This is a genomic window from Streptomyces sp. NPDC101181, assembly GCF_044767975.1.
Taxonomy (GTDB): Bacteria; Actinomycetota; Actinomycetes; order Streptomycetales; family Streptomycetaceae; genus Streptomyces.
The window spans coordinates 277,370-299,345 of the sequence record NZ_JBIWOX010000006.1 but is presented as its reverse complement, the minus strand read 5'-3'; the positions used below and the strand labels follow the sequence as shown (position 1 = coordinate 299,345).

General features: G+C 70.8%; 22 protein-coding genes and 3 pseudogenes. 16 read left to right on the top strand and 9 right to left on the bottom strand.

Annotation, left to right across the window (positions count from 1 at the left end; genetic code table 11):
- Nucleotides 1-338 precede the first annotated feature (338 nt).
- From ACIRRU_RS12460 to ACIRRU_RS12450, 3 genes are all read left to right on the top strand, one after another.
- Nucleotides 339-911, top strand: coding sequence for a TIGR00730 family Rossman fold protein (locus ACIRRU_RS12460; RefSeq protein ID WP_403679105.1), 573 nt, complete (start codon nt 339-341; stop codon nt 909-911).
- Nucleotides 912-1,036: 125 nt separating this feature from the next.
- Entirely contained in the window at nt 1,037-1,690 is a 654-nt protein-coding gene (locus tag ACIRRU_RS12455) for a dihydrofolate reductase family protein (RefSeq protein WP_403679103.1), read from the top strand.
- 292 nt (nt 1,691-1,982) lie between these two features.
- Nucleotides 1,983-3,512, top strand: coding sequence for a helix-turn-helix domain-containing protein (locus ACIRRU_RS12450; RefSeq protein ID WP_403679101.1), 1,530 nt, complete (start codon nt 1,983-1,985; stop codon nt 3,510-3,512).
- Between the two features lie 211 nt (nt 3,513-3,723).
- Here the strand turns inward: ACIRRU_RS12450 and ACIRRU_RS12445 are convergent, their stop codons facing one another.
- From ACIRRU_RS12445 to ACIRRU_RS12435, 3 genes are all read right to left on the bottom strand, one after another.
- Complete coding sequence (locus ACIRRU_RS12445) at nt 3,724-4,674, bottom strand: MBL fold metallo-hydrolase (RefSeq protein WP_403679099.1); 951 nt, start codon at nt 4,672-4,674, stop codon at nt 3,724-3,726.
- A gap of 103 nt (nt 4,675-4,777) precedes the next feature.
- Nucleotides 4,778-5,512 (bottom strand): dienelactone hydrolase family protein, encoded by a 735-nt coding sequence (locus ACIRRU_RS12440; RefSeq protein WP_403679098.1) that lies wholly within the window; start codon nt 5,510-5,512, stop codon nt 4,778-4,780.
- Nucleotides 5,513-5,610: 98 nt separating this feature from the next.
- Nucleotides 5,611-6,543, bottom strand: coding sequence for a PDR/VanB family oxidoreductase (locus ACIRRU_RS12435; protein WP_403679096.1), 933 nt, complete (start codon nt 6,541-6,543; stop codon nt 5,611-5,613).
- A 291-nt stretch (nt 6,544-6,834) separates the two neighbouring features.
- On the opposite strand from ACIRRU_RS12435, the gene ACIRRU_RS12430 reads away from it, so the two are divergent.
- The 3 genes from ACIRRU_RS12430 (at nt 6,835) to ACIRRU_RS12420 (ending at nt 9,951) form a co-directional block, all read left to right on the top strand.
- On the top strand, nt 6,835-7,380 hold the full coding sequence (locus ACIRRU_RS12430; RefSeq protein ID WP_403679094.1) for a TetR/AcrR family transcriptional regulator: 546 nt from the start codon (nt 6,835-6,837) through the stop codon (nt 7,378-7,380).
- A 139-nt stretch (nt 7,381-7,519) separates the two neighbouring features.
- Complete coding sequence (locus ACIRRU_RS12425; RefSeq protein WP_403679092.1) at nt 7,520-9,022, top strand: MFS transporter; 1,503 nt, start codon at nt 7,520-7,522, stop codon at nt 9,020-9,022.
- A complete protein-coding gene (locus ACIRRU_RS12420; RefSeq protein ID WP_403679091.1) occupies nt 9,019-9,951 on the top strand; it encodes a M56 family metallopeptidase in 933 nt (310 codons plus the stop codon). The genes ACIRRU_RS12425 and ACIRRU_RS12420 overlap by 4 nt, the downstream gene beginning before the upstream one ends.
- A gap of 448 nt (nt 9,952-10,399) precedes the next feature.
- Here ACIRRU_RS12420 and ACIRRU_RS12415 read toward each other — a convergent pair whose 3' ends face one another.
- The gene (locus tag ACIRRU_RS12415) at nt 10,400-10,669 is read right to left on the bottom strand and encodes a hypothetical protein (protein WP_403679089.1); all 270 of its coding nucleotides are present in this window, start codon (nt 10,667-10,669) and stop codon (nt 10,400-10,402) included.
- Between the two features lie 90 nt (nt 10,670-10,759).
- On the opposite strand from ACIRRU_RS12415, the gene ACIRRU_RS12410 reads away from it, so the two are divergent.
- Complete coding sequence (locus tag ACIRRU_RS12410) at nt 10,760-10,969, top strand: hypothetical protein (RefSeq protein ID WP_403679087.1); 210 nt, start codon at nt 10,760-10,762, stop codon at nt 10,967-10,969.
- 25 nt (nt 10,970-10,994) lie between these two features.
- Here ACIRRU_RS12410 and ACIRRU_RS12405 read toward each other — a convergent pair.
- From ACIRRU_RS12405 to ACIRRU_RS12385, 5 genes and pseudogenes are all read right to left on the bottom strand, one after another.
- Nucleotides 10,995-11,369, bottom strand: a pseudogene (locus ACIRRU_RS12405) (transposase); the annotation flags it as partial.
- Nucleotides 11,370-11,424: 55 nt separating this feature from the next.
- Nucleotides 11,425-12,447: an alpha/beta hydrolase family protein gene (locus ACIRRU_RS12400; RefSeq protein ID WP_403679085.1), complete on the bottom strand. Its 1,023-nt coding sequence runs from the start codon at nt 12,445-12,447 to the stop codon at nt 11,425-11,427.
- Complete coding sequence (locus ACIRRU_RS12395) at nt 12,444-12,758, bottom strand: hypothetical protein (protein ID WP_403679146.1); 315 nt, start codon at nt 12,756-12,758, stop codon at nt 12,444-12,446. Before ACIRRU_RS12395 ends, ACIRRU_RS12400 begins: the two co-directional genes overlap by 4 nt.
- Nucleotides 12,759-12,801: 43 nt before the next feature.
- Nucleotides 12,802-13,197 (bottom strand): TetR/AcrR family transcriptional regulator, encoded by a 396-nt coding sequence (locus ACIRRU_RS12390; RefSeq protein ID WP_403679083.1) that lies wholly within the window; start codon nt 13,195-13,197, stop codon nt 12,802-12,804.
- A 79-nt stretch (nt 13,198-13,276) separates the two neighbouring features.
- A pseudogene (locus ACIRRU_RS12385) lies at nt 13,277-13,441 on the bottom strand (XdhC family protein); the annotation flags it as partial.
- 803 nt (nt 13,442-14,244) lie between these two features.
- On the opposite strand from ACIRRU_RS12385, the gene ACIRRU_RS12380 reads away from it, so the two are divergent.
- The 9 genes and pseudogenes from ACIRRU_RS12380 (at nt 14,245) to ACIRRU_RS12340 (ending at nt 21,950) form a co-directional block, all read left to right on the top strand.
- Nucleotides 14,245-14,901, top strand: coding sequence for a fasciclin domain-containing protein (locus ACIRRU_RS12380; protein WP_363201639.1), 657 nt, complete (start codon nt 14,245-14,247; stop codon nt 14,899-14,901).
- 198 nt (nt 14,902-15,099) lie between these two features.
- Nucleotides 15,100-15,380 (top strand): annotated as a pseudogene (locus ACIRRU_RS12375) (aminoglycoside phosphotransferase family protein); the annotation flags it as partial.
- Nucleotides 15,381-15,875: 495 nt separating this feature from the next.
- Nucleotides 15,876-16,079: a cypemycin family RiPP gene (locus ACIRRU_RS12370; RefSeq protein ID WP_403679081.1), complete on the top strand. Its 204-nt coding sequence runs from the start codon at nt 15,876-15,878 to the stop codon at nt 16,077-16,079.
- A gap of 100 nt (nt 16,080-16,179) precedes the next feature.
- Entirely contained in the window at nt 16,180-17,937 is a 1,758-nt protein-coding gene (locus ACIRRU_RS12365; protein ID WP_403679080.1) for an alpha/beta fold hydrolase, read from the top strand.
- Nucleotides 17,927-18,493 (top strand): hypothetical protein, encoded by a 567-nt coding sequence (locus ACIRRU_RS12360; RefSeq protein ID WP_403679079.1) that lies wholly within the window; start codon nt 17,927-17,929, stop codon nt 18,491-18,493. Before ACIRRU_RS12365 ends, ACIRRU_RS12360 begins: the two co-directional genes overlap by 11 nt.
- Complete coding sequence (locus tag ACIRRU_RS12355) at nt 18,490-19,062, top strand: CypD family RiPP peptide-cysteine decarboxylase (protein ID WP_403679077.1); 573 nt, start codon at nt 18,490-18,492, stop codon at nt 19,060-19,062. Before ACIRRU_RS12360 ends, ACIRRU_RS12355 begins: the two co-directional genes overlap by 4 nt.
- Nucleotides 19,055-19,792 (top strand): class I SAM-dependent methyltransferase, encoded by a 738-nt coding sequence (locus ACIRRU_RS12350; RefSeq protein ID WP_403679075.1) that lies wholly within the window; start codon nt 19,055-19,057, stop codon nt 19,790-19,792. Before ACIRRU_RS12355 ends, ACIRRU_RS12350 begins: the two co-directional genes overlap by 8 nt.
- Entirely contained in the window at nt 19,789-20,421 is a 633-nt protein-coding gene (locus ACIRRU_RS12345) for an ATP-binding cassette domain-containing protein (RefSeq protein WP_403679073.1), read from the top strand. The genes ACIRRU_RS12350 and ACIRRU_RS12345 overlap by 4 nt, the downstream gene beginning before the upstream one ends.
- Nucleotides 20,418-21,950 carry a hypothetical protein gene (locus ACIRRU_RS12340; protein ID WP_403679072.1) on the top strand — a complete coding sequence of 511 codons (1,533 nt, stop codon included), beginning with the start codon at nt 20,418-20,420 and terminating at the stop codon, nt 21,948-21,950. Before ACIRRU_RS12345 ends, ACIRRU_RS12340 begins: the two co-directional genes overlap by 4 nt.
- The last annotated feature ends 26 nt before the right edge of the window (nt 21,951-21,976 follow it).

The window sequence follows — 21,976 nt, the reverse complement described above, 5'->3', positions numbered from 1 at the left end:
GCGTCTACCGCGCCGCGCCTCATTGGCAGCCGGCGCCGCGTTGTGCCACCTACGGCCCCGGCCATCCGCTAAGGTAAGGATTAGTTAGGTAACCCTTACCGGGCGGCGGCTGTGGTGCGCCTCGGCAGATATCTCGATGTCGAGATAACTCTAGTACATAGCCGCCGCTCGGTCATGCCCAGGTGCCCCCGTGCTGTGGACAGGGACACCTGACGGCCCTGCTCCCGGTCCGGCCCGTCCGAGCAGGCCCGTGGTATCCGAGCAGGCCCGTGGTAGAACCGGACGCCTACCACCGCCGTGTACCCGCGATCGCGCCCGACCGTCCCCCGGGAGTCCGTATGCGCCGCCTCGCCGTCTTCCTCGCCTCCTCCGACGGACACGACCCCGCCCACGCCGCGCTGGCCGACCACGTCGGCGGCGAACTCGCCCGGCGCGGGATCGGCCTCGTCTACGGCGGCGGCAGCACCGGGCTGATGGGTGTCCTGGCGGACGCCGCGATGCGGGAGGGCGGCGAGGTGACCGGCGTCATGCCCCGCAGCATGATCGAGCGGGAGTGGGCACGCGAGGAGCTCACGGAGCTGGTGATCTGCGCGTCGATGCACGAGCGCAAGGCCGTCATGGCGGAGCGGGCGGACGCTTTCGTCGCCCTGCCCGGCGGGCTGGGGACGCTGGAAGAGATCTTCGAGGTGTGGTCCTGGCGCCAGCTGGGCTTCCACGCCAAACCGGTCGGCTTCCTGGACGCCGGGGGCTTCTGGACTCCGCTGATCGGCGCCCTGCACGGCCTCACCGACGCCGGGTTCCTCGCCGCCTCCACCCTGGACGACCTCGCCGTCGCCCCCGACCTGCCCGGTCTGCTCGACGCGCTGGAGGACCGGCTGCGCCGCGACCCGCGGCCCGCGCACGGGGGGTGAGCCCGAGGGCCCTCGCGCGATGAGTTCGCGGCGGCGGAGCGGTCTACCCAGATGGCGGCCGCGGCGGGCGGCGCACCACGAGGGCGGCACAGGGCCGCCACCGTCTCCACCAGGAGGGCTGCACCATGAGCGGACACCCGGGCAGGGTGACCTGTGAACTCTCGGTCTCGGCCGACGGATACGCGGCCGGAGCGGGCCAGAGCGAGGAACGTCCCTTCGGGGACGACGGCGGCGACGGCTGGGGCGACCGGCTGCACGGCTGGATGTTCGCCACCCCCGAACAGCGGCAGGCCGAGCTCGACCGGCTGAGGACGATCGGCGCCTTCGTGATGGGGCGCAACATGTTCGGCCCCGTGCGCGGCGCGTGGGACCGGCCGTGGATGGGCTGGTGGGGCGACGAACCGCCGTACCACGCACCGGTCTTCGTCCTGACCCACCACCCGCGCGATCCGCAGCCGATGGAGGGCGGCACGACGTTCCACTTCGTGACCGACGGCATCGAATCCGCGCTGCGGCGGGCGCGGGAGGCGGCCGGGGACCGCGACGTGTCGATCCACGGAGGCGCGACCACGATCAACCAGTACCTCGCCGCGGGCCTGATCGACGAGGTGCGGCTGCACATCGTGCCCCTGACGCTCGGCGCCGGCACCCGGCTCTTCGACGGCGTCCCGCAGCTGGATCTCGAACAGGTGGAGGCGCGCGCCGGGGACGGGGGCACCCATGTGACCTATCGCGTGGTGCGCCGGAGGCAGGGGGAGGCGGGGTCCGGGGCGCGCTGACAGGGCGGCGAGGCTCCGGCACCACGGGGGCGTCACCCCGTACGGCGGGTCCCAGCAGCGCGGGGGCGTCACCTAGTACGAACGTCACCAGTCACCCCCGTCCGAATGTCACCAGTCACCTCGTACGAACGCCGCCGGTCGCCCCGTACGGACGCGCATCCCTCGCCGCGGACGCGTACCCGAAGGAGCATGGACGCACCGGACCAACTCTCCCCCGGACCGGTGCGCGTTCGTCACTCGAACAGCACAGCCCCACAGCGGCCTCATCTCATATCTGAGATAACCTGCCGCCATGTCAGACGACTACCTCGTACGCATCGGCAAGCTCATCCGTGACGCCCGTCAGCACCGGGGCTGGACACAGACGCAGCTGGCCGAGGCGCTCGGCACCAGCCAGAGCGCCGTCAACCGCATCGAGCGCGGCAACCAGAACATCAGCCTTGAGATGATCGCGCGCATCGGTGAAGCCCTCGACAGTGAGATCGTGTCGCTCGGTTACTCCGGGCCCATGCATCTGCGGGTCGTCGGCGGCCGCCGCCTCTCCGGCGCCATCGACGTCAAGACCAGCAAGAACGCCTGTGTCGCGCTGCTGTGCGCCTCGCTCCTCAACAAGGGCCGCACGGTCCTGCGCCGGGTCGCCAGGATCGAGGAGGTGTTCCGGCTCCTGGAGGTGCTCAACTCCATCGGGGTGCGCACCCGCTGGGTCAACGAGGGCGTGGACCTGGAGATCGTGCCGCCCGCGCAGCTGGACATGGCCGCGATCGACGCCGACGCCGCGCGCCGCACCCGCTCCATCATCATGTTCCTGGGGCCGCTGCTGCACCGGATGGAGCAGTTCACCCTGCCGTACGCGGGCGGCTGCGACCTGGGCACCCGCACCATCGAGCCGCACATGATCGCGCTGCGCCGCTTCGGCCTGGAGATCGCCGCCACGGAGGGCCTGTACCACGCGCAGGTGGACCGTTCGGTCTCCCCCGGCCGGCCCATCGTGCTGACCGAGCGCGGCGACACGGTGACCGAGAACGCCCTGCTGGCCGCCGCCCGCCACGACGGCACGACGGTCATCCGCAACGCCTCCTCCAACTACATGGTCCAGGACCTGTGCTTCTTCCTGGAGGCGCTGGGCGTACGGGTCGACGGGATCGGGACGACGACGCTGACCGTGCACGGTGTGCCGCGGATCGACGTGGACGTGGACTACTCCCCCTCCGAGGACCCGGTCGAGGCGATGAGCCTGCTGGCCGCCGCGGTGGTGACCGAGTCCGAACTCACCATCCGCCGGGTGCCGATCGAGTTCCTGGAGATCGAGCTGGCGGTCCTGGAGGAGATGGGCGTCGACTGCGACCGCACCCCGGAGTACGCCGCCGACAACGCGCGCACCCGGCTGGTCGACCTGACGGTGCGGCCCTCCAAGCTGGAGGCTCCGATCGACAAGATCCACCCGATGCCGTTCCCCGGCCTCAACATCGACAACGTCCCGTTCTTCGCGGCCATCGCGGCCTCCGCGCACGGCCAGACCCTGATCCACGACTGGGTCTACGACAACCGCGCCATCTACCTGACCGACCTCAACCGCCTCGGCGGCCGCCTCCAACTCCTGGACCCCCACCGGGTCCTGGTGGAGGGCCCGACCCGCTGGCGGGCCGCCGAGATGATGTGCCCGCCCGCCCTGCGGCCCGCCGTGGTGGTGCTGCTGGCGATGATGGCGGCGGAGGGCACCTCCGTGCTGCGCAACGTCTATGTCATCAACCGGGGTTACGAGGAGCTGGCGGAGCGGCTCAACTCGGTGGGCGCGCAGATCGAGATCTTCCGCGACATCTGATTCGCGGATGCCGCCGCACCCCGCCTGAGCTGCTATTCAGCGGGTCAAGGAGGGGTGCGGCGGCATGCCTGGGCTTCTCTGGGACTTTGGGCCTGCGGCGGGCTACGAGCCACGGGCCCGGCCGACCGGTCGCGGCGAAGACCGCGTCGATGTCTGCCGGGTCCGGACAGGCCGGAGGGCCAGGGCCCGCCACCCGGCGGCACGGGGAGGGTCAGTAGCGGACTGCGCCGTAGTCGACGGGCTCGGCCGGGTAGGTCGCCGTACGCCGGCCGAGCCCGCGCATGCGCTCGCGCATCTCCTCGGCGGGCAGGTGGTGGAAGTCGCCGTGGCCCGGCAGCACCCACTCGAAGGTCAGCTCCTCCGCCCCCCGGGCCACCGATCCGGCAAGGGTCTCGATGGAGTCGTAGACGACGCTGTGGGCCACTTCCAGGGCCTGCTGGCCGTTGGACCAGAAGAAGGCGTCCCCGGTGAAGCAGAACGTGTCGTCCGCGACGAACAGCGTGCTGCCCTCGGTGTGTCCGGGGAAGGGGTGGGCGATGACGCCGGGACCGATCTCGACGGGCTCCGTACCGCGGATGACGTGGTCGGCGTCGGGCAGCGAGTGCAGGTCCCCCTCGTGAATCCAGAGCCTGGCCCGGAAGGCGTCGGCGTACCTGCGGGCGTGGGCCACGTGGTCGAGGTGGGTGATCAGGACGTCGGTGACCCTGCCGACCTTCTGCTCGTAGCGGCGGGCGAGCGCGGGCCGCCACCTGGGGGTGTCGATCATCATCGCCGTGCCGTCCGGGCGGCGCAGCAGGTAGGAGGTGGCGCCGTAGGTCTGCGGGGAGGCGTGCCCGCAGAGGTAGACCGTCTGGGCGTCGTCCAGGGCGACCGGGTAGGGGTCGGAGTCCGCGGTGAGCGGCCCGGTGGGCGGGTGGACGGAGCGCGTCGGGCAGGCGTGCGCCGCCAGGTACATCTTCTCCTCGTCCGCCGCGGTCTCCGGCTGGCGGGTGACCTTGGACAGGCCGCCGTACCGGCCGCCCTCGGCGAAGGTGATCATGCCGGGGGCGTAGGCGCGGGCGATGTTGCAGTTCATGCAGCGGTCATCGACCTGCCACCCCGTCTCCGCCCCGGCCTCCGTCTGTGCCATGGGGGTGTCCTGCTGGGCCGGTGTGGTGCTCACGAGATCGGTCTCCTGTGGGGTGAACGCCCCCGTGCGGGGGCTGGTGGTGCCGGGAGGGTCTCCGGCGTACGGCGCCCGGACGGTGATGCCGGGGGCCGGGCGGCTAGGTCAGGTGGGTGGCGAAGAAGGCTTCGATGCGCTGCCAGGCGTCGGCGGCGGCTTCGGGGTGCGGGCCCATGCCGCCGATCCGGAACAGCGGGCGCAGCGGCCGGGGGCCGACTTCGGCGTCGTTGAGGAAGCTGTGGCCGGCCTGCGGGTACTCGCGTACGTCGTGGACGACGCCGGCCCGGTTCAGTGCGGCGTCCAGTCGGTCGGCGGAGCCCCTGAGCATCCGGTCGCGTCCGCCGTAGCTCGCCACAACAGGGCAGGCGCCCTCCAGGACGGTGTCCAACTCCTTGGGCAGGACGCCGTAGTTGACGGAGGCTGCCTGGAAACTTCCCTGGCCGGCGGACATCAGGGCGAAGGCTCCGCCCATGCAGAAGCCGATGATGCCCGTCCTACCGGTGGAGTCCGGGTGTTCGGTGAGGTAGGTCCGGGCGGCGTGGATGTCCCGGTAGGCGCGACCCCGGCCGGACAGGGCCGCGCGCATGGTCGGCACCAGGCAGCGCCGGGTGCCGCCGTCGGTGAACAGGTCCGGCATCAGGGCCAGGTAGCCCGCCTCGGCGAGGCGCTGTGTCTGGCGCAGCATGACGTCGTCGACGCCGAGCGCCTCGTGCACGACGACCACGCCGGGCCAGGGGCCCGTCCCCCGGGGGCGGGCCAGGTGTCCGGTGAGCCGGGGTGAACCGCCGTCCGGAGAGCTGAGCGGGCCAAGGTCAACGGTCTGGGGAGAGGGCATTGCGTATCTCCAGTTTTCGGTGGTGGTGTCCGGAGCCGGCGTCACCAGGCGTGAGATCGTCCTACGGGCCCGCGGGGAGGGCGCGCCGGGCTCCGTTGTCAGAGGTCGAGGACCAACTGCGGGCTGTGGGCACGGGAGACGCAGATCATCATCGTTTCGCCCGACTCCCTCTCCTCCGTGCTGAGGACGGAGTCCCGGTGGTCGGGCTCGCCCTCCAGCACCTCCGTCTCGCACGTCCCGCAGATGCCTTCCGCGCACGAGCTGAGCACCGGGACCCCCGCCTCACGGGCGACCTCCAGGATGCTGCGCCCCGGCGGCACCCGCAGGGTGAGATCAGAGCCGGTGAGCACCACGTCGAACGCCGACTCCGCTGCATGCGGGGGGAGTTCGGCTGCCTGGAACCGCTCGACCTGGAGAGCTCCCTCCGGCCATGCCCGGCAACGGTCCTCCACGGCGGAGAGCATCGACTCCGGGCCGCAGCAGTAGACGAGCGTCCCCTCCTGCGGCGCCCCGAGGAACCCGTCGAGGTCGGGCAGCCCGAAGCGGTCCTGCGGCACGACGCGCACCGCGTCCCCGTAGAGGGACAGTTCGCCCAGGAAGGCCATCGAGCCGAGGGTCCGCCCGCCGTACAGCAGCCGCCACTCCGTCCCGGCGGCCTCGGCCGCCGCGATCATCGGCAGCAGCGGCGTGATCCCGATTCCGCCCGCCACGAACAGGCAGCGCCCAGCGGGCCGGAAGGCGAAGTTCTCGCGCGGCCCGCGTACCCGTACGTGCGCGCCGACGTGCAGCTTGTCGTGCACGTACGCCGAGCCTCCGCGGCTCTCCGCAGCGCGCAGGACGGCGATCCGCCAGCCCGACCGGTCGGCCGGGTCACCGCAGAGCGAGTAGTGCCGGACCAGGCCGTCGCCGAGCAGCAGCTCGACGTGCGCACCGGGCTGCCACACCGGCAGCGGCCCGCCGTCCGGACGGGCCAGCGTCAGGGCGATGACCCCGTCGGCGGCCTCGGCCCGCCGCGTGACGGTCAGATGCATCTCACCATCGGGAGAGTGGGGGGTGCTCACAGAGGATTCCCGCTTTCACAGGAGTCGGAGCGGCACCCGCGCCAGGAAAAGATCATGCCGACGCGGCTGACGCTGGGGACAAGTCAGGTCATGGAGCGCGCGACGGAAGGCAAGCAACGGAAGGCGTTGTCCGTGGGGAACCCTAACCGACATACACCCCCGCGCGTTATCGATTCGTTACAGAAGAATCCGCGCGCAGACGAATTCCGGCCACGCGGTGCGGCTCCGTAACTATACCTTCCGGATGGTACAGTTAAGAGTATGCGACCAAGCTCGAAGAACCTGATCCTGAACGCCGCGGTCCGTGTGACCGAGCGCGAGGGCATCACCGGCCTGACCCTGGAGTCGGCGGCCGAGGAGGCCGGTGTCACCAAGGGCGGACTCATGTACCACTTCCGCACGAGGGACGACCTGCTGCTCGCGATCCAGCGCCACCTGACCGCGGCGTGGGAGGAGCGCCTGGTGGCGGAGGTCGGGAAGCCGCTCCGGGAGGCCGAGCCGCGCGAGCTGACCGCCGCCTACGCCCGGGTCGGTACCGAACTCGGGGCAAGTAAGGCGGAACTCGCCTTCATGATCGAGTCCGTGAACCATCCGGAGCTGGCGAACGTCTGGACCGACCTCATGCGGCACCTGGACGCCCCGACCCAATCCGCCGACCCCCAGGACATCGACCTGCTCCTGGCACGGCTGGTCATCGACGGCCTCTGGCTCCACGAAGCCACCAGCGGCACCCCGCTTCCCCAACCGGTCCGGGAAGCCGTACGCCGTCGGCTCCTCGCCCTCACCGACGGTTCGGCCCCCGCCTGAACGCCGAGCGCGCCTTCACGCCCCGCAGCACATACCGGTGCGAGGCGGCCTCCACCTGCCTGACCGATCCAGACCGTCAACCGGACGAAAGACGAGTAAGAGCATGACCAGTTCCCGACGCTGATGGCTGCTGGGGACCGTGGCAGCAGGGCTGCTACTGATCTCGGTCGACATGACCGTCCTCTACACCGCTCTGCCGACGCTCACCGAGGACCTGCACGCGGACCCGTCGCAGAAGCTGTGGATCATCAACGCCTACCCGCTGGTCATGGCCGGCCTGCTGCTCGGTGCGGGCACCCTCGGCGACCGCATCGGCCACAAGCGGATGTTCCTGGCCGGCCTCGTCCTCTTCGGCGTCGCCTCGACGGTGGCGGCCTTCGCCCCCTCGCCCACCGTGCTCATCGCCGCACGCGCCTTCCTCGCGGTCGGCGCCGCCGCGATGATGCCCGCCACCCTGTCCTTGATCCGCACCACCTTCGAGGACGAGCACGAACGGAACATCGCGATCGGCATCTGGGGCACGATGTCCGTCGTCGGCATCGCGATCGGCCCGGTCCTCGGCGGCTTCCTGCTGGAGCACTTCTGGTGGGGCTCGGTCTTCCTGATCAACGTGCCCGTCGTGATCCTCGCCCTGATCGCCGGGGCCGTTCTCGCACCCGGGGGCTCGGGACGCTCGGACAGGCCCTGGGACTTCCTCGCCTCACTCCAGGTCATGGCCGCACTCGTCGGCCTGGTGTACGCCGTCAAGGAAGCCACCCAGCCCGGCCGCAACCCGCTCGCCATCGTCATCGCCCTGCTGGTCGCGGCCGTTGGGTTCACGCTGTTCGTACGGCGTCAACGCCGCCAGGCCCACCCGCTGATCGACTTCGCCCTGCTGCGCGACCCCCGGATCCTGTCCGGCATCGTGGCCGCCGCCCTGGCGATGTTCGCCGCCGCGGGCATCCAGCTGGTCCTCACCCAGCGCCTCCAGCTCGTCATGGACCTCACCCCCCTGTACGCGGGGCTCCTGGTGGCGGCCTTCGCGGTCGGCTGCCTGCCCTCCGGCATCGTCGCCGGCTCCCTCGTCTACCGCACCGGCCCCCGCCCCCTGATCGCCGGCGGCCTCGCCATCGGTGCGGCCGGGGCCTTGCTCACCCTGCTTCTCACCCCTGGGCTGGTGCCGTTCCTCGACGTCCACCCCGACCACCCCCTGTGGATCACCCCCGGCCTGGCGGTCGCCGGAGCCGGTGTCGGACTGGCCATGACAGCCGCCTCTGCCACCATCATGAGCAACGCTCCGGCACACCGGGCCGGAATGGCCGCCTCGGTCGAGGAGGTCTCCTACGAACTCGGCAGCCTCTCCGGCGTCGCGATCCTCGGCAGCGTCCTCGGCTCCCTCTACACCGCCACCGTCCACCTGCCTCCCGACACTCCTGGCACGGCGGCCGAAAGCCTGGACGCCGCGCGTTCCGCCGCCGCCGAACTGCCCTCCGGACAAGCCGACGTGCTGCTGGACGCGGCCCACTCGGCCTTCGACAACGGCTACACCCTCACCCTCCTGATCACCATCGCGGTCCTGGCGGCAGGAGGCATCTTCACCGCCCGCCATCTCTCCAGCCCCGCCCCCGCGCAGACGCCGACGGAGAAGGAACCGGCGGCATGAGCCTCTACCTTCTCCCCCTGGCAGCCCTCGCGCTGGTCACCGCTCTCTGGGCGCCCCGGGTCCTCACCCGCTCACCCTGGCCCACCCGCAAACCCGTCCTCGGCCTCTGGGCCTGGCAATGCCTCACCGCCACAGCCCTGCTCTGCTGCCTCTGCGCGCTGCTGCTCAGCGCCGCCCCCGTCATCGAAACCGCCCGGGCCTGGCCCACCGGCCCCGGCTCCCCGGCAGTGACAGCCGCCTGGGACCTCGCCTTCGCCCACCCCTGGGCCACCGCCTTCGCCCTGCTCCTGACAGCTGGCGCCGTATGGACAGCGGTGTCGCTGAGCAGGGAACTTTTCCACGCCTTCCGCCACCGCAGCGCACGCCTGGCATACCTGCGTGAACGAGCGCCCGACCTTCCCGGCACCCTGCCCGCCGCCCGAGGACCCGTACTCGTCCTGGAGGACGAGTACCCCGACGCCTGGCTCACGCCCAGCTTCCCGCCCCAACTCGTGCTGACCACCGGAGCGTTGCGAAAGCTCAACGCCGAGCAGATCGAAGCCGTCCTGACCCACGAACTCGTCCACGCCCACCACCACTGGCTGCTCCACCTGTCCACCGCACTCGCCACCGGCTTCCCCCGCATCCCCCTTTTCGCCCACTTCTGCGACCAGACCCACCGCCTGGTCGAACTCGCCGCCGACGACACCGCCTCACGCCGCTGCGGCCACCGCACCACCGCGCTCGCCCTCATCGAACTCAACCAACACCGTGGCGTACTCACCTGCGCCACCACCCGCCCCCTGCTCCACCAACGAGTCGACCGCCTCCTCCAGCCACCCGCCCGCCTGTCCTTTCCACGCAAGGCAGTCGTCTCCCTGTCCACGGGGGTGGCTCCCCTGCTGCCCCCGCTCCTGGCTCTCCCCGCGGTCGCACACATCCTTCGTTGAGCTGCGGGGCTTACCGGCACCGGGCCGTGCATGCTGACCCGGCGTCATAGGGAACATCGTCCCCTTCGCGCCGGGCAAAGGCCGCGGCACTCAGCCTCTTGCGAGCTGAAAGAGCTGACCGTGAGTTGGACAGGTCTGCGCAATGACGAAGCTCCTGGTAGACGGGTTCTCGACCAGGATCGCCCTTGTCCGCCAGGAGCTCCGCGTGCTTGTTCACCCGTCCTCGATCGACTTGTCCACCTCAAGCGACGGAAGCGCCGCCACAACACCACCCGAGCCAAGATCCGCTGTGCCGCTGAACAGGCCATGGCCACCCTCAAGGGGGTGGCGCCTCCCGCGGAAACCCCGATGCAGCACCAACCACATCACCAACATCGGGAAGGCCGTCCCCGTCCCTCACCACGCATCAGCGTGAGGTCGGAAAGAGCTCACGGAAAGCAGGGAGTATTCAGATCTGCGGACGCGCCGGCTGATGGCTTTGGCTCTGGAGACCGCCGGCAACCTTTCGCAAAACCGATTCCAGATCCCGCTCGCCTGCGCTGGTTTGCGCTCCGTTCTGGAGGGCTCCTGTCATGAGCCTTCCCGGCAGGTCCCCGCCGACCAGCTCGGCCCAGACGTCGTTCTCCGCTCGCAGGCCGTCGGTCAGGTCCGCCGGAGGCAGCAGGCGCTTGGTGGCGGCGATGAGCTCCGGAGAGAGCGCGGCGATCTTTTTCGCCACTCCGTCGACGAACGCGTCCAGTTCGGCTGCCGGTACCGCGCGCCGGCGGCGCGGAATTCGTCGCGGCTGCCGACATGACGTTCGTTGCGGGTGGATCAATCGGGCGCTTTGCCCGCCGAAGCCCACGAGAGGCCCGATGATGATCTGGACGACGACGAGGACCTGGCCGTGCAGGCCGCGGACGCGCTCTCGGAAGCGTTCCTGGAGCGATTCGAGATGCTTGACGCCGAGGCCGTTGCCGACGAGAACTCGTTCTGGCACGTCGCGGCTGAGGAGCTTGGCTACGGCATGAACGTGTGACCGCTCGGAGCATCGGGCAGGTCGCTCAAGGTGTGATGACGAGGGGGCGTCCGCCCCAGCGGACGCCGCTTTCGCCGCGGATGCGGGCGCGTTGCTTGCGTTGGGAGGCGAGGACGTCGGGGTGGCGGGCGTGGGCGTTGCGCCGGCGGAGGTAGGCGCGCAGAGCACGGGTCTGGACCGTGTGGTCGGGGTGGTGGGAGTTGGCGAGGGTGAACTGTCGCAGGGGGCCGCAGTGGGCTTCGATGGGGTTGGCCCAGGAGGCGTAGGTCGGCGTGAAGCACAGCTCGGCCTTGCTTCTCTTCGCCCTGTGGCGGATGTGGGTGCCCTTGTGGGCGGACAGGTTGTCCAGGATGACGTAGATCGGGGCGCCGTCGGGCCTGGCGGCGCGGATCGACTTCAGCCTCTGACGACGGGGTCGAGAGGGGATCCGATGGAGTCGAGCCGAGCGACCGCGGTCACCAGCGCATGTCGCTGAGTTCCCTGGTCAGGGTGGTCGAGAGCGTTCCGTCGGCGGTGGTCATCAGGTGGCCGACGCCGGGGAGGACCACACGCTGGCGGACGACGGCCGTGAGCTGATCGGTGGTGTGACAGGGCACTTGTCTGTCCAGCTCACCGCAGGTCAGCAGGACGGGCAGGGGCGGAAGTCGACGGGCGACGTGCGGCGGGTGGACCGCGTCGTCGGTCACGACGTACCGCCGGTTGGGCCCGGCCAGCGACTGGAAGAGCGTGGCGAGCGGTGCCGGCATGGCCGAGGTGTCGACGGGGCGTCCGCCGCGCAGGTCCACGACGGCGACGTCGATCGCCCGGTCCACGACCTTTCCCTCCTCCGGTGACAGCTCCCCCGACTCGACGAGTTGCCCGGTCTGGTCGTGGAGTTGCATGGCCACCAGGTCCAGGAACCGCAATGCCTGGGGCTGGAGCAGGACGAGTGCCGCAGCACGGCGGTGAGGCGGAGCCTGCGCGGCGAGCACCAGGGCCGTCATCGCTCCTTCGCTGTGCCCGGCGAGCGCTACCCGGTGCGGCGCCACTTCGGTGCGGCGTCGCAGGTAGTCGCGGGCCGCTCCGGCCTGCCGGACGAGGGCCGGGTAGTCGAGGTCTTCCGGGTGTCCGGCGTACGCCCCCAGGCCCGTACGGCCGGTGCCGTACTTGTCGAACCGGAGGGTCGCGACCCGGTTCTGGCCCAGGACACCGGCGAGATCTCGCAGGGTGCCGGGAGTCATCGAGGGCGGCTGGTTGCCGTCACGGTCGGTGGGACCGCTGCCCGGCAGCAGCAGGGCAGCGGGGAGGCGCTCGCCGTGGCGCCGCGCCGGCAGATGGAGCGTGCCGTACGTGGTGGTGCCGTCCACGACGAACGAGACCTGCTCGTCGTGGGCGGGCAGCCAGGTTGCTCCGTGCTTGCTGCTGGCGGCTGACGGGGTGGCGACCATGACGGCGGCGATGGAGACCATCGCGAGAAAGAACGCGATGCGCGAGATCATCGGTTCGTCGCCTGTTCGACCAGGGCAACGGCCGCGCGCGGGTCCTCGACCTCGACCACCAGGCGGGTGAAACGTTCGGCGCCGGTGAGCTCCACGACCACGGCCTTCTGCGCGTCACGAACCGCCCAGAAGACCTTTTCGCCGTCCCGGTGGAAGGTGCCCGCCGTGATCACCCCTGGGACATGCGTGCCCGGAGCCCGGATCCCCTTGGGCTCGCCCAGTATCCCCGGGTCCATCGTGGCACCCCGCACATGTGCCAGCGGAATGGTCAGCCTGCTCTTCAGCGCCCAAAACTTGTCCAACCCCTCCATTTCCACGACCAGTTCCTGGCCCTGCACACTGATTACCGCCACGTCAGATCTCCTTCGCTTTAAGCGGCCGTTGGAGCAGCCAGCGCCCCAGCAGTGCCTCGGTGGCACGCGGATCAGCCGTCGCCCTGTCCATCTCCGCAAAGACCGACAACACCAGGTCGGCGACCTCGGGATCATCGGGCGCCCGATCGACCGCTGCTACCAGCAGCAGGTCCCACGTCGGCACGTGATCCGGCTGGGCCACCCGATCGAGGTGCGGGCGGACGTCATGCTCGATGTGGTGGCGCAACGCCGCCAGGTACAGGCCGCGCTTGCTGCCGAACGCGCCATAAAGGCTGTTGCGGTGCACGCCGAGCCGGATGACCAGGTCGTCGACGGACACACCGTCGTAGGCGCGGCGGGCGAACACGTCCACCGCTGCCGCCACAACCTCGTCCACGTCGAAAGACCGTCGCCGTCCCATGGACAAACCCTAGGGTTTTGAGGAACGGTCAGTCAAGAACGATCGGTCATCAAACCGCGCGCGACACGGCCGCCTCCTCGGGTGTACGGGCGCCTGGATCGAGACCGATGGGGGAATGCAGTGAGGCCAGCTGCTATCCCCCTCCGGCTTCCCGCAGGAGACGCAGGCGCTCCTCGCGGGTGCGCCAGGAACCCGTAGCGCTGACGTAGCAGGCGGGCAGGCCGCCAGGGATGGCCGCACTGCCGCTCGGTCACGGCGACCGCCGGCGCCAAGGTCTCGGCGACTGCGCTCCGTCCCACGTCCAGTAACCGAAGGGGCCGTCTGCCGCGCGAGTCCTCCGGGACTTTCCTGGGACTTCGAACCCCGTCAACCGGCATGATCGTGAAACAACTCAAAGACTCTTCGCGCAGGTAAGCGATGTAGGACTCCTCATCGTGGCAAGTCACCGCGCCGGCTGGCCCCTTCGGCGACATCTGACGCGACGACGCTGCCGCCATGCGGACGCCGACAGCCGGTCCGTGGGTGCCGTCGTCGGCCTTCCCGCTCTCACCGGCCGCCGCGCCCGGGGCCCTTCGCGGGCTTCCACCGCAGGGGCGGGGCGGGGTTCCCCGCAGCCGCCGGAGAACCCCACCGTGCGCGGAGCCTCCTCCCGGCGTCCACTCACATCGGGTATTCGCCGCCGCCGGCACACCGGATTGGCCGGTCCCGGCATGACACCCGTACGGGCTACCGGCGCAGGACACCGGACGGCCGGAGCACGCCGGATGAAGTTTTCTCGTGCCGACCAATCCGCCGCCGCGACGGCTCCGGATAAGCGATGTGACGATCAGAGCCGCACAGCCGATCCGCCGTAGAGCGGATGTACCCCCCGACCCGCCTCACGAGCGCGCGCTCTGACCCCAACCACCCCCCTCAGGGGTGATATCCGACCCGTAGTCGGCACTGCGAGGCATCGAAGCCCCACACCGGGGCACCTTCCGACGCACACGCAGTGCATCCGAACGAACACGCAGGAGAATCATCGTGACCGCCTTCCGCTACCGCCGCGCCGCCCTCGCCCTCACCGCCGCCGCCGTCCTGCCTCTGACGCTGACCGCCTGTGGCGGGGACGACAGCTCCTCCGACGCCGCCGCCGACAAGTCCTCGTCCTCCGCCCCCGCGGAGGAGCAGTCGAGCGCACCGGCCGAGGGCGCCACCCCGGCGGACGGCCCGTTCGGTCCGGCCTGCGCCACCGTCCCGAAGGACGGTGCGGGTTCCTTCGACGGCATGGCCCAGGACCCGGTCGCCACCGCCGCCTCGAACAACCCGGCCCTGTCCACCCTGGTCACGGCGGTGAAGAAGGCCGGTCTCGTCGACACCCTCAACAACGCCCAGAACATCACCGTGTTCGCGCCGACCAACGACGCCTTCGCCAAGATCCCGAAGGCCGACCTGGACAAGGTTCTGGCCGACAAGGAGATGCTGACCAACATCCTCACCTACCACGTGGTCGGCGAGAAGCTCTCCCCCACGCAGCTGGAGAGCGGCACCTTCGACACCCTCCAGAAGTCCACCCTCGCCACCAAGGGCTCCGGCGAGAACTACACCGTCAACGACACCTCCAAGGTCGTCTGCGGCAACGTCCCCACCGCCAACGCCACCGTCTACATCGTCGACACCGTCCTCATGCCCAAGAGCTGAGGTCTGAACAGCACGGGCCCCGAGTCGTCCTCCTCGACTCGGGGCCCGCTCGCGTCCGGTGCCGGTCAGAGTCAGACGTCGGCAAGGTCGGCGACATCGTACAGGACATCGGCACCGACGACCTCCACGTCGAGGTGGGCGGAGAAGCCGCGCAACGCGCAGGACCAGGATCTGCCGACCGCTGAACCCGCCGGGATCGTGGCCGTGCTGGTCCTGCCGGTGGTGCGGGAGGCGGACGGGCTGCCCGCCGCGCTGAAGCTCCAGCTGGTGGACGAGGAGACAGCGGGCGAACCGGTGGCGCTGCGCGCCTGGACCGCCGCGGGGCCGGGGCGGTGGAGCTGCCCGACCACGACCCGGTGAGCGGTGCGCTGCTGCTGGAGCGGCTCGACGAGCGGCGGCCGTTGTCGCGCGAGGCAGACGTCCGGGCCGCGGTGACGGTCCTGGGCGAGGTGCCGGCCCGGCTGGTGATCGTCCCCGCCGTGATGCAGATGCTCGGCAGACGGGCCTGGTGGCTGCCCGGATGGCTGGACCGAAAGCTGCCCGAGGTGTCGATCGAGCGTCCCGAGCAGACCTGACCCACGGCCCGCCGCAGCCCAACTGGCTCTGTTCCAGCCTGTTTCCCCGGGCTTCGAGTCGAGCAAGTGGCCCCGGCCGCCCTGTATCTGACGCACGCTCAGGGGTTACGGCCGCATGACACCGGTCACTCGCCGACGGCGGGATCGCGAGTGCCGGTGTTCCCCGGCGCGATTGCCAACTGGCACAGGGAACAGGGGGCCTTACACGCGGATGGCCGTTACCGGTGGCGCGAAAAATGACTGTTGACGGCTCCGGATCGGCTAGTTACGGTGAATGCGCAATGTTGAGTTGCCGACGTTGTAAAGCACGTTCAATTCAGAGCGAGCGACGGGGGATGAGCAACGTGAGCACCGTCATGACCCTTTCGCTCACCGTGAACACCGAGGAAGGGTAGCGACATGCGACTAGACTCGATTGCACAGGAAAACGGCATTGCGGCACGCCCGGAGTCGCTCGAAGCGCAGGAGTTCGCCAACAGCGTGCTCGGCGGAGCGGCCCCGGGGTTCCATTCGGACTCCGAGATTCCGGCCATGGCCACTCCGGCCACGCCGACGGCTGCCCAGTTCGTGATTCAGGGCAGCACGATCTGCCTGGTCTGCTGACGGAGCGCTGACGCGCGTGCCGGAGAGCCGGGCACCATGGCTCTCCGGCACGCTTCCGGTGCATCCCAGCGGCGTCCGAGACGGAAAGACGAAAAGCTTGTTGAGTGTACGAGGGTGGAGACGGCGCACTTCGAGCACGACAGCCGCGCAGAAGGCGGCCGACCGAGTTTTCCTGCCGATCGCGGTCGGGCAGATTCTCGCCTCCGCGGAGACCCTGAGCCTCACGAGGGAATTCGACGAGGACGGCTATCTCCGCGGTGTTTCGGCCCAGCAGTACCCGTCCGGAAGTCTGCGGCACCGGCTCGCGCGGGTGCTCGACCACCCGCGCACCCCCAAGGTGCTCGCCGGGGTCACCCTCGCGGCCTCGGTGGGGCTCGTGCTGGCCCGGGGCAACCGCAGGGCGCAGATCGCCGCGGCCGCGGTCATCGGCACGTGCAACCGGATCAGCGAGGTCCGGACCCCCTACGGCCGTGACGGCGCCGACCAGATGACCGCGGTGATCACGCAGTACCGCACGCTCACCGCGCTCGTCCCCGACCCGCGGCTGTCCGACGACCTGTTCCTGCGCGCGGTCAACTTCCAGGCCGGGCTCAGCTACGCCGTGTCGGGGATCTCCAAGGCGTTCGGCAGCAGTTGGGTGCAGGGCGACGCCCTGCCGGAGGTCCTGCGGACGGAGGCGTACGGGCGGGGTCCGCTCGCGGAGATCCTGCGCGGGCACCCGAGGCTCTGCCGGGCCCTGACCATCGGCACGGTCGTGTGGGAGACGTCCTTTCCCCTTATCTACCTGTTGCCGCGCAGGCAGGCCTCCTGGGCCCTCGCCGCGGTCAAGTCCTTCCACGTCGGGGTCGCGGCGACCATGGAACTGCCGCGCTTCGTGTGGGGGTTCATCGGTTCGCACGGGGCGGTCGGCCATGTGCTGGACACCCGGGGCCTGCCACGGACCTTCGAGAAGGCGGTGATCGCGACCGCCGCCGGAGTGGCTCTGGCGAGCGGGCTGATCGCCCGCGAGAAGCGGAAGATCGCCGAACAGCGGCGGCTCGGCCCCAAGGGCACCTCGCTGCTGACGACCGCGTCGGGCACCGTCGAGTACGTCGTGGACCGGCCCGCGGAGGAACCGGGCAGGCCGAGGCCCGTGGTCGTCCTGGAGTGCGGCCTGGGCCAGTCCCTCGAGTCGTGGGACTGGGTCGCGGAGCGGCTGGCCCTGGACCACACGGTGGTCCGCTACCACCGGGCCGGGTACGGCTTCACGACGTCCCGCGCCCCCGGCGGGGAACTGCTCGGCGCCGTTCTCGACGAGGTCGGGGCCAAGGGCGACATCGTGGTGGTGACCCATTCCATCGGATCGCTGAGTGCCGCCTCGTATGTCGCGGATCCCCGTTTCGCCGACCGTATCCGCAACGTCGTGATCGTGGACGGTACCGACCCGGATCTCCTCGATACGGACCGCTCGGACCGCAGACGGCTGGGCAAGTTCGTCCAGGTACAGGTGCACACGCTGTTCGCCGCCGTGACCGGAATCTACGAATGGGCTCCGAACGCGGTGGAGCGGCAGGCGGGATACACCCCCGACATCCAGTACAGCCATGTGCAGTTCGTCTTCTCGCCGCGCAACATCGTCAACTCGGTCCGGGAGTACCGCACCGTGAACACCGATACGGCTCTGGAGAATCTGGGCGGCGTCCCGTCGGTTCTCGTCGTCGCCTCGGGCGAGAACGCCGAGCAGCAGTCCGCTTTCGCAAAGAAACTCGCGGCCGATATCGAGGTGATTCCCGGTTCGGCGCACCGTTCGATGATTGGATTCCGCCACCACGCCGAGCAGGTCGAAGGCGCCATCAGAAAGTTCATTCATGCTGAGTGACCGAATCCGTGGAGCGGCCGGCGCTTTCGCCGTGGGGGCGCTGGCGACGCATCTGGTAGCGACCGTTCTCCAGAACACCCCCGATTCCTATAATCAGGACCTCCGCAAGTTCACCGGGGGCTGGCCGCTGCCCGGCTGGCGGTTCTTCGCCCCCAATCCGGGGGTGCAGAACGTTCATCTGCTGGTGCGGGAGACCACCCCCGACGGCGGCGCCGCGACACCGTGGCGCGATGTGACGCCCGGGGTGGAGCACGGCTGGAAGCAGGTCCTCTGGAACCCGGGGAGCCGCGGTCCGAAGGCGCTGTTCGACGCCATGCAGCAGCTGTCCGTGATGAGTTCGAACCAGGCCGACTTCACCTGGGTCACCCGGAGCCTGCCCTACCGGCTGGTGTTCTCCGCGAGCCGGGCCGCGGTGGCCGCCGACGCGGGGGCTCTTCAGTTCCTCCTGATGAACGTCTTCCCCAGCGCGCCGCCGGAGCACCGGATGAAGCCGATCCTGACGTCGGAGTGGATCCCCCTCGACTCCCCCGCGGGCGGGGCGGAGGCCGCCGGATGAACGTGGAGACGTTCGACGGCGAGGAACTGCACCTCCACGTCACAGGCTCGATCAGTGCCGCGCTGGTCCCCTGGTGGGTCCACTGGCTGCGGGACCTGCACCCCGGGCTGACGGTGAACGTCTCGGTCACCCGGTCCGCGACGCGCTTCGTGACCGTCCGGGCGCTGCGGCACCTGGTCAACGGGCAGGTGTGGGTGGACTGCTGGGACGACCCCGGACTGCCCGCCGAGGTCAACCACGGCCGCAGCGGCGGCTCCGAGTGCTTCCTCGTCTTTCCCGCGACCCTGGACACCCTGATGCGCCTGGCGCAGGGGCGGGCGGACTCCCCCGCCCTGCTGATGCTCCAGGTCACGACCGGGCCCATCGTGATCGCCGACACGCTTCCCGGGTCGAACGAGATCGTGGAGAGCCATCTTCGGGTGCTGCGGCTGCGGCCCAACGTGGGGTTCGCGCCCCGGGTGACCGGCGTCCGCGCCAGCAGCCGTTCGGCGACCGAGATCGGCTTCAACCTGCCGGGGGCCATCACAGTGGCCAACGAGATGGTGAAGAAAGGCCGTACCAGTGACTGACCCGAGTGTGTACGACGCGGCGGCGATCGGCGCCTACGACCTGGTGTCGTCGATGCTCTCCCCCGGAGACGGCCTGGTGGCCTGGGTGTCCTCGCACCGGCCGCTCGCCGGGGCCGACGTGCTGGACCTGGGCGCCGGGACGGGGGTGTCCTCGTTCGCGCTGGCCGACGCCGGTGCGCGGGTGGTGGCGGTCGACGCGTCACGGCCGTCGCTGGACCTGCTCGCGGACAGACGCGGGGAGCGTGAGGTCGACGCGGTCGAGGGCGACTTCCGCGATCTGAGGCTCGACTCCCGGTTCGACATCGTCACGCTGTCGCGGAACACCTTCTTCCTCGCCCAGAGCCAGGACGAGAAGATCGCTCTCCTCCAGGTCGTCGAGCGGCATCTCAAGCCCGGGGGCACAGCCTTCCTCGACTGCACCGATCCCGCCGAGTACCTCCGGGCGGGCGGCGACGCGGCGTCGGTGACCTACCCGCTGGGCCGCGAGCGGATGGTGACCATCACGCAGACCGCGGACCGCGCCGCGCAGGCGGTCATGAGCATCTTCCTGGTGCAGGGCGCCACGGAACTGACCGCGTTCCACGAGCTGGCGACCTGGGCTACGCTGCCGGAGATCCGGCTGATGGCACGGCTGGCCGGCCTGAGCGTGACGGGCGTCAACGGGTCGTACGCCGGTGAGGAATACAACGCGCGTTCACGGGAGATGCTCGTGGTTCTGGAGCGGAAGTGACTCAAGTCCCTGTCCTCGCGGCGGAGGGAGCCACGGTCGTCCTGGGCGAGACCACCCTCCTCGCCCCCACCACCTTCGCGGTCCGGCCGGGCGAGTTCTGGTGTCTGACCGGGAGCAACGGCTCGGGGAAGACCACGCTGCTCCGCGCCTTCCTGGGCGGCCGGTCCCTGACGGACGGTTCGTGTTCGGTGCTGGGCGAGCCCGTCGACCTGGCCAGGCCCCGGCACCGGCGGCTGCTGGCCTCGCTCGTCGAGCCCATCCCCGTGGCCCGGGACATGACGCTGCGGGAGCAGGTGACGCTGGTCGCCGCCTCCTGGTACGGCAACGCTCCCCGGACGGCCGAGCGCGCCGAGGAGGTCATCGAGCGGCTGGGGCTGTCCCCACTGGGCGAGCGCTTTCCCCACCAGGTCTCCTCCGGGCAGTTCCAGCTGTTCAGCCTCGCGCTGACGCTGGTGCGTCCCGCCGAGGTGGTCCTGCTGGACGAACCCGAGCGGCACCTGGACAGCCACCGCGTCGGTCTGGTGGCAGACCTCCTGCTCGAACGGACCCGGGAGGGCACGGCGTTCCTGGTCGCCACGCACGAACCGGCCCTGACGAAGGCGTGCCACGGTCTCGTGGAGCTGGTATGACGGCGCAGAGCACCATGGTGTCGCAGGCGGACGCCCCCGACCGCGTCCAGGCCGTACGCCAGCGGTACGCCCGGCGCGGCGATCCCGCGGAGGTGCGCGACCGGCGCGCGTACGCGGGGTATCTCGTCGCCCTGTTCGCCGTCTTCTACCTGGTGCCGGTCTTCCACGCCGCGAGCACCTCGCCCGCGCTGGTGTCCGTGCGGCCGCCCGCCGAGTCGGCGCCGGTGGTCTGCGCGCTGGCGGTGCTCGTGTGCTGGTGCGCCCAGCTGGCGGGCCGGTTCTGGGGGCCGCTGGTCCTCCAGCCCTTCCTGCTGCACGTGTTCACCTCCACGGACCTGCCCCCGCCGTCCTACCTGGGCACGATCGCCCGCCGCCGGCTGGCGTACGCGGGCGGGGCGGTGCTGGTGGCGGCGGGCACGGCGGCCTATCTGACGACCGACCTGTTCGACCGGCCGGGCGACGCCGCGCAGGGGCTCGCGGTCGTGGTGGGGCTCGGTGTCCTCGCCGCGCCCGCCTGGCTGTGGGGCCAGGTCCGCCCGGTGCGGGACAACCTGATGGCCGCCGCCGGGGCGGGTGGCGTCGGGCTCCTGCTCGCGCTGCTGGGCGGCGCGGGCGGCCTGTGGCTCGTGGCGGGGGTGCTGGCGGCCGGGGCGGCGGTCCTCGGGCGGGCGGCCTTCGGTTCGGTCCCGTCGGTGGACCTGGCCCGGCTCGCCCGGGAGTCGGCCCGTGCCGCGCAGGCGCAGACGTACGCCGTGACGGGCACGCTCCACCACGCCCTGGACCTGTACCGTCCGGAGCCGCGCGGCCGCACCTCCGCGCTGCTCCGGGCGGACGGGCGGCTGCGCGGCCGTCTCGCGCAGGGGGCGGTGCGTGCGCTGCGGACGCCGGGCCGGGCGGCGGCGGCCGGTGCCGCGCTGCTGACCGGCGGCGCCGCGCTGACGGCGGGTGCGGCCGGTCCCGGGGACGGGCCGGCGCTGGCGGCATGGCTGGCGGGCGCGGTCTGCGTGTATCTGGGCTCGGGGTGGGTGAGCGAGACGTGGCGCGGTCTGCGCGACGAGCTGACCCTGCCGCCGCTGTACGGGGAATGGTGGGGCGGGGCGCTCGGCCGCGCGCTGACCTGGCCCGGCGTGGCGGTGGCGGCCGGGACCCTCGTGGGCGGCGCGCTCGCCCTGGTCCTGCCGTGGCCCCGGCACGGGGCGTCCCCGCTGGAGACGCTTTTGCTCGTCGCGGGGTCGGTGGTGCTGGTGCTGGGTGCCCGGTTCCTGCGCGAGATGAAGCAGCAGCTGCCCCTTCAGCTGCTGCTCCCGGTCATCACGCCGCTCGGTGACCTGTCCGGGCTGCTCGTGCTGGCGTGGCAGTTCGACGGGATCGTCGCCGTGGTGATCGGCGTCGCCGTGATGAACGCCGTCCCCTCGGCTCCCGGCGCGGCGGGTCTGGCGGTCGGCATGGGGCTCTGCTGCGTCTGGATGGGGCTGCGCCGTACCGGGTGGGCGCGCCGCGCGCTGCTCTCCCGGCTCCGCCGGGCGTAGCCGGGAGAGCCGGTCCCGTGGACGGC

Excerpts from the sequence above, each read along its gene's own strand:
- ACIRRU_RS12460 (WP_403679105.1), top strand. The coding sequence starts at position 339 with ATGCGCCGCCTCGCCGTCTTCCTCGCCTCCTCCGACGGACACGACCCC.
- ACIRRU_RS12440 (WP_403679098.1), bottom strand. The coding sequence starts at position 5,512 with ATGCCCTCTCCCCAGACCGTTGACCTTGGCCCGCTCAGCTCTCCGGAC.
- ACIRRU_RS12370 (WP_403679081.1), top strand. The coding sequence starts at position 15,876 with ATGCGACTAGACTCGATTGCACAGGAAAACGGCATTGCGGCACGCCCG.
- ACIRRU_RS12340 (WP_403679072.1), top strand. The coding sequence starts at position 20,418 with ATGACGGCGCAGAGCACCATGGTGTCGCAGGCGGACGCCCCCGACCGC.
- ACIRRU_RS12400 (WP_403679085.1), bottom strand. The coding sequence starts at position 12,447 with ATGATCTCGCGCATCGCGTTCTTTCTCGCGATGGTCTCCATCGCCGCC.
- ACIRRU_RS12395 (WP_403679146.1), bottom strand. The coding sequence starts at position 12,758 with ATGGAGGGGTTGGACAAGTTTTGGGCGCTGAAGAGCAGGCTGACCATT.
- ACIRRU_RS12455 (WP_403679103.1), top strand. The coding sequence starts at position 1,037 with ATGAGCGGACACCCGGGCAGGGTGACCTGTGAACTCTCGGTCTCGGCC.
- ACIRRU_RS12435 (WP_403679096.1), bottom strand. The coding sequence starts at position 6,543 with ATGCATCTGACCGTCACGCGGCGGGCCGAGGCCGCCGACGGGGTCATC.
- ACIRRU_RS12430 (WP_403679094.1), top strand. The coding sequence starts at position 6,835 with ATGCGACCAAGCTCGAAGAACCTGATCCTGAACGCCGCGGTCCGTGTG.
- ACIRRU_RS12450 (WP_403679101.1), top strand. The coding sequence starts at position 1,983 with ATGTCAGACGACTACCTCGTACGCATCGGCAAGCTCATCCGTGACGCC.
- ACIRRU_RS12420 (WP_403679091.1), top strand. The coding sequence starts at position 9,019 with ATGAGCCTCTACCTTCTCCCCCTGGCAGCCCTCGCGCTGGTCACCGCT.
- ACIRRU_RS12355 (WP_403679077.1), top strand. The coding sequence starts at position 18,490 with ATGAACGTGGAGACGTTCGACGGCGAGGAACTGCACCTCCACGTCACA.
- ACIRRU_RS12360 (WP_403679079.1), top strand. The coding sequence starts at position 17,927 with ATGCTGAGTGACCGAATCCGTGGAGCGGCCGGCGCTTTCGCCGTGGGG.